Raw genomic sequence first — 17,083 nt, forward strand, 5'->3', positions numbered from 1 at the left:
CGCACCTACTTGCTATTCAGAACATTATTGTTTTTGCTTTCGAGCTGTTTATGCACCCTTCTTGCCTTTGTCTAGCCATTCTGCTGCTAGCCGCCAGCGCCCAGGCGCAGCTGCGGGTAAGCCCACTACCCCCTGCAGCTGTGCCAGCCACCCTCAAGCATAGTGGCCGCGTAGTACAGGCCCTGCGCTACACCGACCGCACTGGCGCCTATACCGTGCTAGCCACCGAGAGTGGCCCGGCCACCGACCCCGCTGCCCAAAGCACCGACGGCCAACGCGCTGACCTCTACGCCTACCAATACCCGACTACCGGCACAGTGCCCACTTGGCAAGTGCACGACTTTGTGGACGACTGCCCGCTTGACCTAGAAGCCCGCTTTCGTCCCAAAGGTCTCACAGTCACCGACCTCGACCAAGATGGTACGGCCGAGGTGTGGCTAGTGTACCGCACCGTATGCCGGGGCGACGTGAGCCCAAGCACTCAAAAAATCATCATGTATGAGGGCTTTCGCAAGTATGCCGTGCGCGGCACGAGCCGCCTTACCATGGGCGGGCAGCACGATGGGGGCAGCTACTCCTTAGATGCGGCCTGGCAAGCCGCTCCAGCAGCTTTTCGCCAGCATGCTGCCGAGCTCTGGAAGCAGCACCGCGAAGAGCGAGTAGGTCAGTAGGCCGAGCCAAACGAAGTCAGTGGATGCTTAGCATGCTACCTAATACATTGACAATGATATATTTAGTCAGAAATAGGTTAATGACTGCTTGTTAATGCCCTGCTATTACTTGGCAAGCAGCCTAGTGCGCACTAGGCTGCTACGTAATACCAGCAAAACTTACAGCGCGCACAAAGCAATCCACTATCTAGGCTCCTAGGTTAGCCACTGCGGCGATGACCTAGCGAAAGCGATGATGCGCTGACCTTAGGAAGCCTGCTTTGCGAGCACGTATACGTGCAGCCGCTTGCGTAGCTGGAAGCCGAGTTTTTGATACAATTTATAGGCAGCCGTATTGTCCTCGTAGACATGCAAAAACGGCATGTGCCCCGCCGCCAGCAGCCGGCCCAATTGGTGGCGCACTAGCAGGCCAGCGTACCCGCGGCCCAGGTGCGCGGGGTGGGTGCACACCGCACTAATCTCGACGTAGGGCGCGGGGTTCAGCCGCTGCCCGGCCATGGCTACCAGCTGGCCCTCTTCAAAAATTCCATAGTAGCCGCCAAAGGCTAGCGTGCGGGGCAGAAACGGGCCAGGATTGGTGAGGGCCGTGAGAGCCAGCATGGCCGGCACATCCGATTCTTGCAGTGCTACCAAGCGCTCATCAGCCACAAGAGGAGCCGTGGGCTGGTCATACACGAGCTGTAGCAACTCTTTGTGCAACAGCAATTGCCAGTCGGCGGGCAGCGCCAATGGCTCGGCGGCAAACAGTACAGTGGGGGCGCCGGCCGGAGACAACTCGTGCAAACGGCGCCAAGCGGGAAGCGCATCCTCGGCTAGTCCGGCAAAGGCACCAATATCGCGCGGCAGCACGCGGGCCAGCTCATCGCCGATGGCCAGCTGCTCGTTGCCGGTGCGCAAGGCGTGCCAGATTGGATTGTCTAGGGGGTGCATATGTATCTGCTCGTAGCTACCAGTATAAGCTCATGGCCTAGGCTCTGGCGTGAGCTGGCTTTGCTGCCTCGGTGCGCTGGCGACCTAGCTATTAACTGCTCTTAGCCTGATTATATCTACTACCAGCCGCTGGCCAGCACATCGGCAATGTGCATGGTTTTGATGTCCAGCTTTTCGCGCCGGATGTACGCCTCTAGGTGCATGAGACAGCTCACGTCGGTGCTCACGAGGTAGTCGGCGCCCGTGGCGAGGGCGTGCTCTACTTTTTGCTGGGCCATCGCCACCGAAATCGACTCAAACTTGACGGCGAAGGTGCCGCCAAAGCCGCAGCAAGTGGTGGTTTCGGCCATTTCGAGGCGCTCGAGGCCAGCTACGCCATCGAGTAGCTGGCGCGGAGCCGCCCGAATGCCACACTCGCGCAAAGCCGAGCACGAGTCGTGGTAAGTATAGCGGCCTGCCAGCTGCGCCTGCGGAATGGCACTGATACCCAGCACATCGACTAGAAACTCCGTGAGTTCGTAGGTGCGCTGCTGCACGGCCCCGCACTGCGGAGCCTCGGGCGTGCCCGCAAACAGGTGCGAATACGCATTACGCACCATGCCCACGCACGAAGCCGAAGGACTTACTACGTAGCGCTGCTCACCGACTGGCGCGCCAAAATCAGTTAAAAATTTCTCTGCAATGTTGCGGCTTTCGGCTTTGTAGCCAGCATTATAAGCGGGCTGGCCGCAGCAGGTTTGAGCAGGGTTGTAATTGACCTGGCAGCCCACGGCTTCGAGCACTTTCACCATGTTCAGGGCGGTGTGCGGATAAAGCTGGTCGACGAAGCACGGAATAAAAATATCGACGATAGGAGTAGCCGAAGGCATAGTACAAACAACAAAAACGGCGGGGCCGTGGTGACAAGCACCACAAATAAAGCGCCTGCTCAGCGGATACACCCTCGCGCTTAGTAAGAATGCCAGTGCACCCGCCAATAGTAGGCCCAACTATTACCTATGTTATAACCAAAATAATCAGCTATTTGTCGCAATAGCCAACAGAAATTTCTATATTTACGAACCGGCTGGCCGGGCCGCCTTCAGCCTAGGTAGTCTTTGCCGCCTTCACTCTACCTATACCTCTGCTAAAAAGCACTTTATGACTATCAATCCTTCTCACCGGCCAGCGCATGCCCCGGCCCTGCTTACCATAGACAAGTGCAGCGGACTATCGCAGCAGGAGCTACTGGACGAATATGTGCAGCCAGGCCTACCCGTGGTACTCACCGATGTAGCACGTCGCTGGGGCGCTATGGGCAAGTTTACCCCGGCTTTCTTCAAGCAGCACTACGGGCATCTTACTAAAGTCATAAAGGGCCACACCTATAGCATGGCCGAGGTAGCCGACTTGATACTAACGTCGAGCCCCTCCAACTCCGCGCCTTATCCGTTTAACCTCAATATTGAGCAGTTTTTTCCGGAGCTACTAGCCGACTTGCAGCCCGAGATAGTGTTTGGCAAATCGGACCGCGTGAAGCACCCGCTGTTGCCCAAGCTGATGCTGCGTGGCACGCAAGTGTATGAGCTATTCTTGGGGGGCAATGGCGCGTGTTTTCCGTATCTGCACGTCGATGCGCTGTACCTGCACACCCAGATTTCGCAGCTCTACGGGTCGAAAGAATTTATTCTTTTCCCACCCGACCAAACGCCTTATCTCTACCCTAGGGCCGATAATGAGAAGGTATCGCAAGTCGACATTTTCAATCCCGACTACGAACAGTTTCCGCTGTTCAAGCACGCCACGCCGGTGCGGGTTACGGTAGAAGAAGGCGAAACCATCCTGTTTCCCACCAAGTGGTGGCACACCACCCAAATCCACGAGCCCTGCATCTCGGTTGGGCGCGTGCATCTGAACGAGTGGAACTGGACCGATTTTACCCGCGATAACTACGAGCTGCGGCGCAAAAAGCACCCAGCCGTAGCCCTGGCTACGCTAGCCTACGGCACGGCCCTAGGCCACCTGCTGAAGCTACAGGAAAAGTAAGCGGCGCGCGCCGCGCTACCTAGTCACGAAACGGCTTGGCGCCAATGGCCAGCTTGTAGAGCTGCACCGGAAATTTCACGGTTTCGACGCCCTTCTGGAAGCCCGCGGTGCGGTTCATCTGGGGCACGGGCATCCAGAGGTTGCCGGCGTGGTCTATCCACATGGCATCGACCCAGATGAGGTCGGGGCTTTGCACCAGCGTGCTGCTTTGGCCGGTGGGCGTCACTTTGAGCACCCGCTTTTCGTTGGCGTCGGCTATGTAGAGGTTGCCATCGGCGTCGATGGTGGTGCCACCGCAAGTAGGCGAGTTAAAAAAATACTTGACCTGCTTGGCGATGTTAGCCGATGACGTATTGGGGTTGTCTAAGTACTTGGTCTCGACGCGGTACATGGGCCCGGCAGCGGTTTGAAAATAGTAGTATCGGCCATCGGGCGATACTTCCATTTGGTCGGCGTGCAGCTTCACATCGCTGCCGTCGGGCTTTGTCATGCGCTTGCCCTCGCCTACCATGGGGCGGCGGGCGGTGGTAGTGCTGTCGCCATCAAGCACGCGGCGGCCCTGGCCAGTTTTTTGGCTGAGTAGGATGAGGCCCGGCGCCCCGGCATCGGTCACGTATATCATGTCGCCGTGAAAGCGTAGGTCGTCCACGAAGCTCTTGCGCTTGACCAGCTTCCCTAGGTCGATAGTTTTGACCACTTGGTTTTTAGTAATGTCAATTGCCAGTAGCTTGGGGCCGTCGGTGATGGGCGGCGCTTCGCTTTTGGGCGTGCCCGTGTCCACTACCCACAGCAGGCCATCGGGGCCGAAGCGCAGCGAGTTGGTGCGCACAAAGGCTGTTTTGGCGGGGTCGCCTTCTTTTTTCCAACTGTTCCAGGCGCGGTTAGGATAGGGCGTCACGGCACCGTTCTTTAGCTCGCCGATGCGCGTGCCGGGGTGGCCTTCGTTGTGCGGAAACAGCACGAATATCCGGTCATCGTCTGACACGGCCACACCGTTCCAGATGGTATCGGAGGTAGCTACCGACACGAGCTGCTTGGCATTAGCAGAAGTAGGCACGGGCGGCGGGGCGGCCACGGCAGTTGTTTTTTCGGTGCCGGGGCCGCCGGTGCAGGCGGCCAGCCACACCAGCCCGGCGGGCAGCAGCAGGCGAAGAGAAAGCGAAGACATAAACCAGTGCGCGTTAAGTACTACCCGCCTTACGCAAGTGCCCGGCGGCTAGGTTGCCAGGCCAGTTCCTGCCTAACCCAAGACGCCGGGCCTAGCGGGCTACCGCGGGGCGTTGGCGGGGGCAGGGGCGTTGAGCGCCGCCTCAATGGCTGCGACGGTTTTCGCACCATCCGACGGCAGCGTGGTGTAGGCTTCTACGAAGCGGCCATCGCGGCCAATTAAGTAGTAGCTGGGGTAATAGGGCACCTGGTAGAGATTGGCGACCGTTTTATCGGGGGCCCAGAGGTGCACGCTGTTGGCGCTCGTCAATTTCTCTTGCTGCAGCACTTGCTGCCACTGTGCTTGCGTATCGCGCACCGAGACGTAGACGAAGGCCACGTCCCGACCTAGGAAGCGCTCCTTCAGGGCATGACTATGCTTGGTCAGTTCATACATACAGGGGCCGCACCACGTGCCCCAAAAGTCGAGGTACACCACCTTGCCCCGCAGGTCGCGCATGGATACCTCCTTGCCCGTGTTATCGCGCAGCGTAAAGTCGGGCGCCGGCTGGCCAGCCGCAAAGGGTAGCCGGGCCACTATCCGCTGGCGCAGCTCACGCGCCAGGGTAGAGTCGCGGTTCTGCGCCTTAAACGTCGGGTAGGCGGCTAGTACGCTGGGAAAGCCTTGCAACACGTGAGACGTTAAAAGATTATAGATTACTTGGTCGCGGGCGGGCGTGGGCCCGAGGTCGGCGGTGGCCACGGCGTAGAGCCGCCCCAGCTCGGCCGGGTCGGTACTCAAGGGCATATTCGGCACCAACCGGTTGCTGTAGCTACCTAGGAGCTCCGCGACCAGGGGCGTAATGGCCGCCGTGGGGTGAGCCATGAGCTGCGGCAGCCGTAAGAGCGGCAAAAAGTCGAAGTACGTCGCGGGCAGCACGAGAGCTTGCGCCGGGGTATCGTCGCGATGGAGATAGTGCCAGTAGCCGATGAAACTGAGCCGGTCCTGGGCCGCCTGCAAGGCAAGAATCTGCCGCTGGGCGCGCACGAAGGACTTCGGCAGCCCATGTGCCTTGGCATAGGTCGTTAGGAAGTCCTGCCGCTGCTGCTGATAGGCCGTTTCTTGCTGCGCAAACTCAGCTGGGGTCGTTTGCGGGGTGAGGTGCTTTAGCGGAACCGGTACCTGGCCGGGAATATCGAACACGAACCGGTAGAGGGCGCGGGCCAGGTAGTTGCTGGTGGCCGCCCCCCGGCCGCTGTACTGCACCGTTTCGTCGAATTTGGGAAAGTCTAGGGTCAGGTGCTGGCGGTCGCCGGGGCTCAACCAGAGCGAGGTGCGCTGCTTGCCGTAGGAGAACGTTGCCTGCTGGGGCTCTTGTAGCCCCGCTACCTCGAGGCGAAACTCCCCCGCGGGGCTCAGCACCGCCGCGACCCGGCGCGAACCGACCTGCAGGCGGACCGAGTCGGCCTGGGGGGCGTGGGCGAGCTGCCCGCTCAACACCGTGAGGGGCGAGGCGGTGGCCGCTACGCCACGCAGGGCGAGCAGCGTCAGGGCGGACCAGCTGACAAGTAAGGACGTTTTCACGCGCAAGAAGAGAAAAGTGGGTGGGAGAAAATAGCGAGCGCAACCAGTGCAGGACCCTTGAAGCTTAGGCTAGGTGACCAACACCAACCTAACTGTCGCGCAAAGCGGTGGGCCGGGTGCAAGCGGACCCAATCAGTCGCTACAAACCGGATAAACTGCCGGTCAATATAGCGAAAATATCTTGGCATGAATGACTTGGCAAGCCAAAGCGCGCGGCTTCCTCTCCTACCAACACCGTGGCTGTTGCAGAAGCAGGCAATTAGCAAAACTATTACTTTCTAGGCTCGGCGCTAGGGCAGTCAGCGCCGCGGCCCGGCTACCTCCCATCTTTGCGCTTCTCTTCTTTTTTTGCCTATGAACCGCTGGGCCTTTGTGCAGAGCGCGGGCCTACTAGCCGCTAGCTCTTTTCTCAGTCCGCCCAGCCGGGCGGCCGCTCTCGGCTTGCCAGTGATGCGGCCGGTAGCAGGGCAGCGCCGCTTTAGCAGCCGCGCTGTGGAGGCGGCTATTGGGGAGTTTCAGCAAAAAGTAAAAGACCCGGAGCTGGGCTGGCTGTTTGGCAATTGCCTCCCGAACCCGCTCGACACTACCGTAGCGCCCGGCACCCACCTAGGGCGGCCCGATACCTACGTCAGCACGGGCGACATCGACGCCATGTGGCTGCGCGACAGCTCGGCCCAAGTGTGGCCCTACCTCGCTTTTGTAAAGCAAGACGCGCCCCTGCGTCAGCTAGTGGCGGGCGTCATTCATCGCCAAACGCGCTGCATTTTGCAGGACCCTTATGCGAATGCGTTTTACCAAGACCCCACCAAAGTGGGCGAGTGGAAAACGGACCACACGGCCATGCAACCCGGCGTGCACGAGCGCAAGTGGGCAATCGACTCGCTGTGCTACCCCATCCGCCTGGCGTATCACTACTGGAAAACCACCGGCGACGAGCAGCCCTTCGATGCCCAGTGGCGGCAGGCTATCGACCTGACGGTAAAAACCTTCCGGGAGCAGCAGCGCAAAACCGGGCCGGGCCCCTATCACTTTCAGCGCACCACCGCGAAAGCCACCGACACCCAGCCCCTAGGTGGCCACGGCTACCCGGTGCTGCCAACTGGGCTTATCGCCTCGGCCTTTCGACCCAGCGACGACGCCACGCTCCTACCCTTTTTGGTCCCCAGCAATTTCTTTGCGGTTATCAGCCTGCGCCAAGCGGCCCTAATGCTCAATGACATTCAGCACGACGGTGCTGCCTACCAAAACCTGATGGCCCTGGCCGATGAGGTGGCCGTGGCTCTGCGCGAGCACGCCATTATCACGCACCCAGTGCACGGGCGCGTGTATGCCTACGAGGTCGATGGCTACGGCGGCCACACCCTCCTCGACGATGCCAACGTGCCCAGCTTGCTGGCGCTGCCCTACCTTGGCGCCATTCCGCTCAATGACCCCGTGTACCAAAACACGCGTCGGCTGGTGCTTTCGGCCGACAACCCCTTCTTCTACAAGGGCAAGGCGGGCGAAGGCATAGGTGGCCCGCACGTGGGCCAGGACATGATTTGGCCCATTAGCATCGTCATGCGCGGCCTCACTAGCATCAACGACGCCGAAATTCGGGCCTGCGTGCAGCTGCTCAAGACCACCCACGCGGGCACTGGCTACATGCACGAGTCTTTTCACAAAGACGACCCCAATACTTACACCCGCCCTTGGTTTGCGTGGGCCAACACGCTGTTTGGCGAGTTTTTGTGGAAAGTATACCAAGAGCGCCCGACGCTGCTGAGGTAGCACCGCACTGGCACAGCGTTCGCTAGGAGGACGTCAATTATGTTTTCGAGCTAGCTGAACACCAAGCTTGAGGCTACACAATCATAGTTTACGCCAAGACTACTGCTCTTAAACGAGCAAGCGTGGCGCGCCAGTAGGCCGTGCGTTGGGTTCTTTTTCTACTTTTAGGTTGGCTATCCCCCAATTAATGGCCCTAGGTAGCCACTCATTTCTAGTTTTCGTTGTTACACTTTACAACGAAATCAATCCGCTTTCTTTTGTCAACTGAACTCCCTACCCCCCACGCCGAGCCCTACGCCATCGAGAAGGAGCTACGCCGCGTGCAGGCCATGCTCAAGCTAGAGCAACAAGAAGACCTCGAGCAGTTTAAGCTTAAAAATGCCAAAGCCAGCATTCAGGAGCGCCAGCAGCGCGGGCTGACCTGGTACCCCGTCACGATTACCCAAGAAGATGTGGGCTTCGGCGGCAAAGTGGTCATTGAGCTAGAGCGGCCGGCCGGGCAGCAGGGGCTGCACCTGTTTCAGGTGGGCAAGAATGCGGCCTTGTTTGGCAACGTGCCGGGCCGCGCTGCCACCGACCGCCCCACGCTCAGCGGCGTGATTACCAGCGTGCGGCGCAATAAACTATTGCTCGCCACCAGCAAGGAAGACCTGCCCGACTGGGTGCACGAGGGTGGCAAGCTGGGTATCGACCTCACCTTCGATGAGGTGAGCTACCGCGAGATGGACTACGCCCTAGGGAAGGTAATGGGCGCCTACGGCGACCGCCTTGCCGAGCTGCGCGACATCTTGCTCGGGGCCAAGCCTGCCCGCTTCCGGGCCGAAAAAGCCGACGACCTCTTCTACCCTAGCCCCCTCAACGAGAGCCAGCTAGCGGCCGTGCGCCACGTGCAAGCTGCCCAGGATGTGGCCATTATCCATGGGCCGCCCGGCACGGGCAAGACTACTACGCTGGTGCAAGCCATTCTGGAAACCATCCGGCGCGAGCGGCGGGTGCTGGTGTGCGCGCCCAGCAACACAGCAGTAGACCTCCTGACCGAGAAGCTAGCCGAGCGCGGCGTCAACGTCATCCGAATGGGCAACCCCAGCCGGGTATCGGACCTGCTGCTAGAGCACACCCTCGATGCCCAGGTGATGAACCACAAGCGCTACGGCGAACTGCGCTCGATGCGCCAAACCGCTGAGCAGTACCGAGAAGAGGCTGGCAAGCACGTGCGTCACTTTGGTTGGGAAGAGCGCGAGCAACGCCGCTTGCTGAAGGAAGAGGCCCGCGCCCTGCACCAGGAGGCCGACGGCCTAGAGCGCTATATCACTGAGGACCTGCTCGAGCAGGTGCAGGTGATTACCTGCACCCTAGTGGGCGCCTCGAACCGTAACATTCGCCACCTCACTTACGAGACCGTCTTTATCGACGAAGCCGCGCAGGCGTTGGAGCCAGGCTGCTGGATACCGATTGCCAAAGCTCAGCGCGTAGTATTGGCCGGCGACCACCAGCAGCTGCCGCCCACCGTGAAAAGCGAGAAAGCTGTCAAGGAAGGTCTGCGCGAAACGCTATTTGAGAAGTGCATCAAGCGCCAGCCCGATGTGAGCCGCATGCTGACCGTGCAATACCGCATGCACGAGCAGATTATGGAATTCAGCTCCGAGCAGTTTTACGACGGCCGCCTCGTGGCTGCGCCCACCGTGGCGCACGTGGGCCTAGAGGCCTACGACCTGCGCTTTGCCCCCGACCTGCCCGTGGAGTTTCTGGATACGGCCGGCTTTGGCATGCAGGAAATCACCATCCCGGAGAGCCGCTCTACGGCCAACCCCGAGGAGGCTGACCTGCTGCTCAAGCGCCTGGCCCAGCTATTGGAGCCTTACGACGCCGCCGACCACGAGGAAGACCAGCTCAGCATCGGGGTCATCGCGCCCTACCGTGCCCAAATTAATTACCTCAAGGACGCAGTAGAAGAAAACGACGAGCTCAGCGGCCTGCTGCTACACCGCCAACTCAGTATCGGCACCGTCGATGCTTTCCAGGGCCAGGAGCGCGACATCATCGCCATCAGCCTCACGCGTAGCAACGGGCACGGTGAAATCGGCTTCCTCTCCGACATCCGTCGCATGAACGTAGCCATGACACGCGCCCGCAAGAAGCTGCTGCTCATTGGCGATTCGAGCACCCTAGGGGCGCATCCGTTCTACAAGGCTTTCCTCGATTATGTCGAGCGCGTGGGTGGATACCGCACCGCCTGGGAGCTGCAAGGCTAAAAGCGTGTTTAGATTTCGTAAAAGGGGGCTCAAATAGTCAAGCTGAAAATCTAACCACGCACTAAGGCAACCTTTAGAAATTAATAGCATCCTGCAAAAACGGTTTGAAAACCGTCAAGCTCAACTGGCAAACGCCTATTGAGCTTGACGGTTTTTGAATTTTCACCCACCCTAGGGGCCTACCTCCCAGCTAGGAACGGAGCTTGAGGGCGGCTATGGTTTGGCGCTATCTGAGGGCCGCGAGGCATAGGGCGGGAAGCAAGAGAAAGCTGCTGCAAAAAAGAACATAATGGGCGGGCATCATTCAGAGAGGCCTGGTTAAGCTGCCCGCTTAACACGCTACGCAGGGCAAACAGCGCAGCCCTACGCGAGCGCGAGTGCCCCAGGGCCAAAGCCAGCCGCGTCGCATAAGCACCCGAAGCCTTATTGTTTCCTGGCTCTGAGCTAATTGTCCCAGGCAGCTAACTAAAATCAGGAAATTTAGCAGCGTAGAGCTTACGAGCTGCTTTCCAGCAGAAGCCAGTTGCTAGGGCAGAATTTCTGCCAAATGCAGATTGGCAGAAATTCTGCCTTACTTGTGGCAGGCATTCAGCATTTTTGCACTTAGCTCATAAAAAATTAGCCGGTCGGCAGAATTAACAGTCGCCCCGGCCAAGGTCGATTATTTACACCAGTGGGTGGCTGCTCACCCTCGTTGCTATAGGACATATGAGATATTTGCTACTGCTATTGCTATTCCTGGCCACTAGCTGGCCTGCGCTGGCGCAAAAGAATTACAACTACTGGAATGCCGACATTGACTCGTTGGAGCGTGTCCTCTCCCGTCATCATTCTGATACTGCTCGTCTACGCACAGTACAGCATTTGCTGCGCATTGAGCTTGATTCGAAGGGTTTTACACGATTTGTTGAACTGCTTGCACAAGCAACTGTACTATCGGGCCAGCTGCAGCGCCCTGATTATCCTGCCTACCGCCAGTGGCTAGCTGGCGAACGGCTACTGACGGTAGCCAACGTGGCTCGGGATTCAGCTATTGAGTACAAAATTCACCACCAAGACTCACGCGCTGTACTTCTCCGTGCGCGCGCGAATAAATACAACCTGCTGGCTCTGGATAGTCTCAAAGCAGCGCTTCGAAAGTTTGACGCTCTAGGTTACCAAGAGCCGTTATTATTCAACGCTATAACTGGCGTATTTTCTGAACTGCGTCAGCATAAGGAGGAACTGGCCTATTATCAACAGAAACTGACTTATTATAGACAAAATTCGATGCCAGTATATACAGGAACTATTTTGATTATGCTAGCAAATGATTTTGTCGGCAAAGGCAATGATAACCAAGCCATCAGCTATAGATTACAAGCGACGGAAATAGAAGAAAAAATCAATCCGCAGTTAGCTGCCATATCATATGCGGCGGTTGGACAGCAATACGCTGAGTGGGGAAACTATACTAAGGCCCGAGAATATGTAGAGCGAGCTCTTATGAAATCCGACCAAAGCTATAGTTTTCTTTTAAAGCTTATGATGAGCATGTTGTATAGGCAACAAGGAACTTATGCAGCCGCACTTAAGGCAGCTAATGATGCCGTGCTGTTAACTGCTCGAAATATGAAACTTAAAAAAAACACTCTTAACAATCTCGTTATTCACGGAGGTGCTTTAGAAATAAAAGCCGAGATGTTGGTGCGCCTGCACCACCTACCAGAGGCTAAGCGCTTGTTAGACCGCTTGCAAGAATTATCGGATTCTGTCCGATTGGCAAAAGATACTGGAACCATGTCGTTTCCGGCGAATGAAGCACGAGCTCTTTATTATACTGCCCAAAGTGACTGGACCCGGGCCGAAAATGCTTGGCTAGCCGCCTATGAAGAGAGGCGATATTATCAATTTGATGCCCTGCGCCTCATGCGCGCAATAGCAGCCTTTTATAAGCAGCGCCACCAGTTAGACAAAGCGCTGACTTACTCAATGGCCGCCGCCGACCTGAACGATTCGCTGCAGGCCCGCAAGAATCGCTATAATGTCTCCTACTACGAGCAGCAGGCCGTAGAGCGCAGCCAGGCTGGCCGCATTGCTAGCCTGCGCCATACCCAGGCGCAGGCCGAGGCCCGAACGCGACGCCAGCACCTGTGGCTGCTGGTGGCCCTAGGGGGGCTGGCGCTACTGGGCGGCGGGGCAGGCCTGCTGTGGCGCCTTTACCGCCAAAAGCAACGTGCTAATACACTGTTGGCCAGTCAGAAATTGCAAATTGAGGAGCAGGCGGCTCGCCTCGGTGCGCTCGACGAGGCTAAGAACCAATTTTTTGCCAACGTCAGCCACGAGCTGCGCACCCCCCTGACCTTGATACTAGGGCCGCTCGACACACTACTCACCAACCCGGCCCAACAGCTGCCAGCAGCCGTACAAGCGACGGTAGCCTTGGCTCACCGCCAGGCACGGCGTCTCCAGCAGCTCGTCAATCGCATCTTGGATTTGACCAAGCTGCAAGCCGGGCGCTTGGCCCTACACCCGACGCCCACGCCCCTGGGCACGTTACTGAGGCGGGTAGTAAGTCAATTTGAGAGCCTGGCCACGCAGCGCGGCATCGCCCTGCACGGTCCGGCCGCGGTGCCGGAAAGTCTGCGCCTGCTGCTCGACGCTGACAAAGTCGAGGAGATTCTGACCAACCTGCTCATCAACGCCCTCAACCACACGCCGGCCGGGGGCTCGGTAGAAGTGGCTGTGGCTCTGCCCGCCGCGGGGGAGGTATACAGCATAACAGTGCGCGATACCGGCCCTGGCATTGCTCCGGCCGAGCAGGCACGCATCTTCGAGCGCTTTTACCAAAGTCCGCAGGGCCAGGCGCAGGGCGGCACTGGCCTAGGGCTAGCCCTGAGCCGCGAACTGGCCCAGCTGCTAGGCGGCTCGCTTACGCTGGTCAGCGAGCTTGGGCAAGGGGCCGCCTTCACGCTGCGCTTTCCGGCCGAAGTGCTGCCCGAAGCGGCCACCGCGCCCATCGTGGCCCCAGGGGAGCCAGCTCCTGAGTCCGCCCTTCAGGGCGTGGCCTCCACGCTGCCAGCAGGGCCCGTGGGTAACGGCCCGCGCCCGCGCGTGCTGGTGGTAGAAGACCAGCCCGACCTGCGCGAGTACCTGCGCGGCCTGCTGGCGCCCACCTACGAGGTGCTGCTGGCGGAAGATGGCCAAGCCGCCCTAGGGCTGCTGGCCCGCGAGGCGCCCGTTGACCTCATCACCACCGATGCCATGATGCCGCGCCTGAGTGGCACCGAGCTACTAACGCACCTACGGGCCGACCCCGCCCAACAGAGCGTGCCAGTACTTATGCTCACGGCGCGGGCTGATGACGCCCACCGGCTGGCGGCTCTCACGGTGGGCGTTGATGACTACCTCACCAAGCCTTTTGCCACGGCCGAGCTGCTGGCCCGGGTGCACGCACTGCTAGCCCGCCATCAGGTGCGGCGCCAGTTTGCAGCCCTGCCACCCGAGCCGCAGGGGGAACCCGAAGAGGCAGGTAGCCCACGCCCCCGAACCGAACCGCTGCTGGCGGGCCCCGTAGCCGCTACCCACCCGGCGCCACCGGCCCGCCGGGCCGAGGCCAACGCAGCGGAGGTACTGGGGCACTGGCAAGTGCAGGTGGCTAGCCATCTGGCCGACGAGCGCTTTGGACCTGCCGAACTGGCCGAGTTGTTATGCCTGAGCGAGCGTACCCTCTACCGGCGCCTAGGCCAACTGGCGGGCCTCACGCCTGCTGCCTGGCTGCGCGAACTGCGCCTCACTCAGGCCCGGCAGCTATTTGAAGCGGGTAATTTTACTTCGGTAGCCGAGGTAGCCGATGCGGTGGGCTTTGGCAGCCCTAAATACTTTGCTACGCTCTACACCGAGCGCTTTGGCCGCCGCCCCGCCGATTATCGGCCCTAGGACTGCGGGCGAGGTAGCAGGCAGCACAAGGCCGCCTGGCGCGGGGGCTCATCCGTCAGCGTCTAGGTCCCCGGCGCACGGTGCTTGTAAAACCGCGCGTCGGGGACCTAGACGCTAGCTATAAGTGGCAGAAATTCGGTTGGGTAGCCGCAGACCTGCCAACTTAAGGACGCTAGCTTGCCAATTAGTGGCAAATACAGCACTAAGCCAATAATGGCAGGTATTTAGCCAAGTCAGCCGAAAGAGATATGCAGTTTTGCAGCGTTGGCCGCCTCATCGCCAGCCCGTCCTGCTACTAGCTGCCGTGGTTGCGTGGGGGTGATAAAGCGCCACAAAACTGCGTCCTCACTCTTTCTGGCTATGAAACAACTTCTACACGGGGCGGCGGCAAGTATCTTGCTGCTAGGGCTCACTACCTTCTCGGCTGTGGGCCAGCTGACAATGCAGCAGCGCTGGCCAGCGGCTAATGCGGTGGCCGCCGCCCCTACGGCAGGGGTGCGGGTGCTATTCGACTCTACGCCTGGCTTACTACTGCGCCAGACGCCGCTGTGGGTGTATTCGACCCAGCGCGGCGGCTGGCGCACAGGCCACAGCGGCCAGTTAGATTGGGACGGGCGTTCACTTACGTTTCAATCTACTTTTGACTTTATGCCCGGCGAGGTAGTGTACGCCACTACCTGGGCCGCCCCCGCCATCAACCAGAAGCCCCACGCCTTAATATGGCAGTTTACAACCGCGGTAGGTGGCACGGGCCAAGGTAATTTTGAGCAGAGTGCCAACCTACCAGCCCCAGCCCTGGCGCCCGGCCTAGCCCTGGGCGACATAGACGGCGATGGCGACCTTGACCTCGTGACGGGCAGCCCTTCCACAAACCATGTGTGCGTGCGCCTAAATGAGGAGGCGGCCGGCCGCCCCGGGCACTACGGCCCAGGAACGCTGGTGGACGTGCACCACGCCGCCTACAGCCTGGCCCTGGGCGACATGGACGGCGACGGCGACCTAGACCTCGTGACGGGCAGCGACAGTGACGGCACGGTGAGTGTGCGCCTGAATGGTGGCGACGCCACAGGCACTAACACGGGCCTATTCAGTGGGGGCTCGGTTCGCTACGTAGGTGGCTGCGCTACTCCACTTAGCCTGGCCCTAGGCGATGTGGATGGCGACGGCGACCTCGACCTCGTGACAGCCATCAATTGCGGGGCTGGGGCCGTGGATGTGCGCCTAAATGGCGGCGACGCCACGGGTAGCAATACAGGGCTTCTTGGCAAGGGCAAGCGCGTGGCCGTCGGCAGCAACCCCTTTGGCTTGGCCCTAGGTGATGTAGATGGTGATGGCGACCTCGACCTGCTCACAGCAAATTTTGGGGGCACGGTGAGCGTGCGCCTAAACGGCGGTAATGCCGCAGGCGCGGGCACCGGTCAATTTAGTGGTGGCATCGAAGTGCTGGTGGACGCGGGAGCGGTCGGGTTAGCCCTAGGAGATGTGGACGGCGATGGCGACCTCGACATCGTAACGGCCAACTTTACGGCCGGCACGGTGAGCGTGCGCCTGAATGGCGGTGACGCCACGGGTTCGAATACCGGTCAGTTTAGCGGTGGTAGCGACGTGCCGGTGGGTAGCCGACCGCAACGCCTGGCCCTGGCCGATGTAGACCACGATGGCGACTTAGATATACTGGCAACCTGCTCGGGTGCGGGTACGGTGAGCGTGCGCATGAATGGTGGCGACGCCACGGGCACCAGCACGGGCCGCGTTGGTGGGGGCAGCGACCCGGCCGTGGGGCCCGCGCCAGTGGGCCTAGCCCTAGGGGATGTAGACAACGATGGCGACCTCGACCTCATAACGTCCAGCCCCGCCGCTGGCCAGCTCAGCTTGCGCCTAAACCAACCCTGGCCCCCGTCGGCCATAATGACTGTGGTTGACCAGCCCGACCAACCCGAGCCACTGCCGCTGAGCTTACTGGTGCAGGCCTTTCCCAACCCCATGGTGGACACGCCCACGCTTACTATCCGCACCAGCCACCGCGGGCCGGCAACTCTGCTACTGGCTGATGCCATGGGCCGGCAGCTAAGCCAGCAGCAGTTCACCTTAAGCCCTGGCACCACGACCTTACCGCTGGCCGCCGCCCAAGACTTGGCCAGCGGCGTGTATCTGCTGCGCGTGCAGCAAGGCAGCCAGCAGCAGCTCATTCGGCTAGTACGCCCCTAGGCGGACCGCCCTACCTAAAGACACAGTTAGAACAGCCCTGCTTAAATGCCCTAAACTGACGCTTAATATATAATATAACAAATATTTAATACTTTTCAGCGCTTTCACCTTCTATGAAAACTACTCTCTCTGCTTGGCTGCTAGTTGGATTGCTAGTCCTATCCGGGACGGCCCTGGCCCAATCTGTACCCTTCGGCGTTGGCTCGCCGCTAGCGGGTGTTACCCCTTCGCTACCTGCTGCCCGGCCCGTGCTGGGCGGCCCGCCGCAACCCACTGCGGCAGCGCCAACCGAGCCCACCGAGCCAGTCGAGTTGACCTTGCTACGGCAGTTAGCCCTGCCTAGCACCGGACAGCCCGCCCAGCTCCAGCTGGCTCAACTAGCGCAGACATTTCCGCAATGCGTGCACTCGCTGGCCAGCTTCCGGCCAGACATAGCTGCCTTAGCCACGGCCACGACCGTAGCTGGCAGCCGGGGGTTGGTGGCCCTAGCGCTACCCCTAGGGGTAGCCGGTCTGCCTGCGGGGGCCACTCTCGGCCAGCGCCTCAAGCTACTGACTACCAATGGATAGCAACTTGCA

At 59.9% G+C, this 17,083-nt stretch carries 11 protein-coding genes; 7 read left to right on the top strand and 4 right to left on the bottom strand.

From position 1 onward, the window contains the following. Positions 1-50 precede the first annotated feature (50 nt). Complete coding sequence (locus FNT36_RS01645) at positions 51-671, top strand: M949_RS01915 family surface polysaccharide biosynthesis protein (RefSeq protein WP_144843388.1); 621 nt, start codon at positions 51-53, stop codon at positions 669-671. Positions 672-917: 246 nt separating this feature from the next. Here the strand turns inward: FNT36_RS01645 and FNT36_RS01650 are convergent, their stop codons facing one another. Both FNT36_RS01650 and FNT36_RS01655 read right to left on the bottom strand, forming a co-directional pair. Beyond that, entirely contained in the window at positions 918-1,601 is a 684-nt protein-coding gene (locus tag FNT36_RS01650; RefSeq protein ID WP_144843391.1) for a GNAT family N-acetyltransferase, read from the bottom strand. Between the two features lie 119 nt (positions 1,602-1,720). Next, the gene (locus FNT36_RS01655; RefSeq protein ID WP_144843394.1) at positions 1,721-2,470 is read right to left on the bottom strand and encodes a (Fe-S)-binding protein; all 750 of its coding nucleotides are present in this window, start codon (positions 2,468-2,470) and stop codon (positions 1,721-1,723) included. 271 nt (positions 2,471-2,741) lie between these two features. On the opposite strand from FNT36_RS01655, the gene FNT36_RS01660 reads away from it, so the two are divergent. After that, positions 2,742-3,626, top strand: a complete 885-nt coding sequence (locus tag FNT36_RS01660; RefSeq protein WP_144843397.1) for a cupin-like domain-containing protein — start codon at positions 2,742-2,744, stop codon at positions 3,624-3,626. A gap of 19 nt (positions 3,627-3,645) precedes the next feature. On the opposite strand, the gene FNT36_RS01665 is transcribed toward FNT36_RS01660, so the two are convergent. Then, positions 3,646-4,794, bottom strand: coding sequence for an L-dopachrome tautomerase-related protein (locus tag FNT36_RS01665; RefSeq protein WP_144843399.1), 1,149 nt, complete (start codon positions 4,792-4,794; stop codon positions 3,646-3,648). Positions 4,795-4,893: 99 nt separating this feature from the next. Next, on the bottom strand, positions 4,894-6,357 hold the full coding sequence (locus tag FNT36_RS01670; RefSeq protein ID WP_144843402.1) for a TlpA family protein disulfide reductase: 1,464 nt from the start codon (positions 6,355-6,357) through the stop codon (positions 4,894-4,896). Positions 6,358-6,711: 354 nt separating this feature from the next. Between FNT36_RS01670 and FNT36_RS01675 the strand changes: the two genes are divergently transcribed. From FNT36_RS01675 to FNT36_RS01695, 5 genes are all read left to right on the top strand, one after another. Then, on the top strand, positions 6,712-8,127 hold the full coding sequence (locus tag FNT36_RS01675; RefSeq protein ID WP_144843405.1) for a glycoside hydrolase family 125 protein: 1,416 nt from the start codon (positions 6,712-6,714) through the stop codon (positions 8,125-8,127). A 257-nt stretch (positions 8,128-8,384) separates the two neighbouring features. Beyond that, the gene (locus FNT36_RS01680; protein WP_317129589.1) at positions 8,385-10,379 is read left to right on the top strand and encodes an AAA domain-containing protein; all 1,995 of its coding nucleotides are present in this window, start codon (positions 8,385-8,387) and stop codon (positions 10,377-10,379) included. A 1,908-nt stretch (positions 10,380-12,287) separates the two neighbouring features. Next, a complete protein-coding gene (locus FNT36_RS25300) occupies positions 12,288-14,297 on the top strand; it encodes a hybrid sensor histidine kinase/response regulator transcription factor (protein ID WP_233635600.1) in 2,010 nt (669 codons plus the stop codon). A gap of 360 nt (positions 14,298-14,657) precedes the next feature. After that, positions 14,658-16,505: a T9SS type A sorting domain-containing protein gene (locus FNT36_RS01690; RefSeq protein WP_144843411.1), complete on the top strand. Its 1,848-nt coding sequence runs from the start codon at positions 14,658-14,660 to the stop codon at positions 16,503-16,505. 113 nt (positions 16,506-16,618) lie between these two features. Then, entirely contained in the window at positions 16,619-17,074 is a 456-nt protein-coding gene (locus FNT36_RS01695) for a hypothetical protein (RefSeq protein ID WP_144843414.1), read from the top strand. Positions 17,075-17,083: the final 9 nt, after the last annotated feature.

The organism is Hymenobacter setariae, assembly GCF_007713685.1.
Lineage (GTDB): Bacteria > Bacteroidota > Bacteroidia > Cytophagales > Hymenobacteraceae > Hymenobacter > Hymenobacter setariae.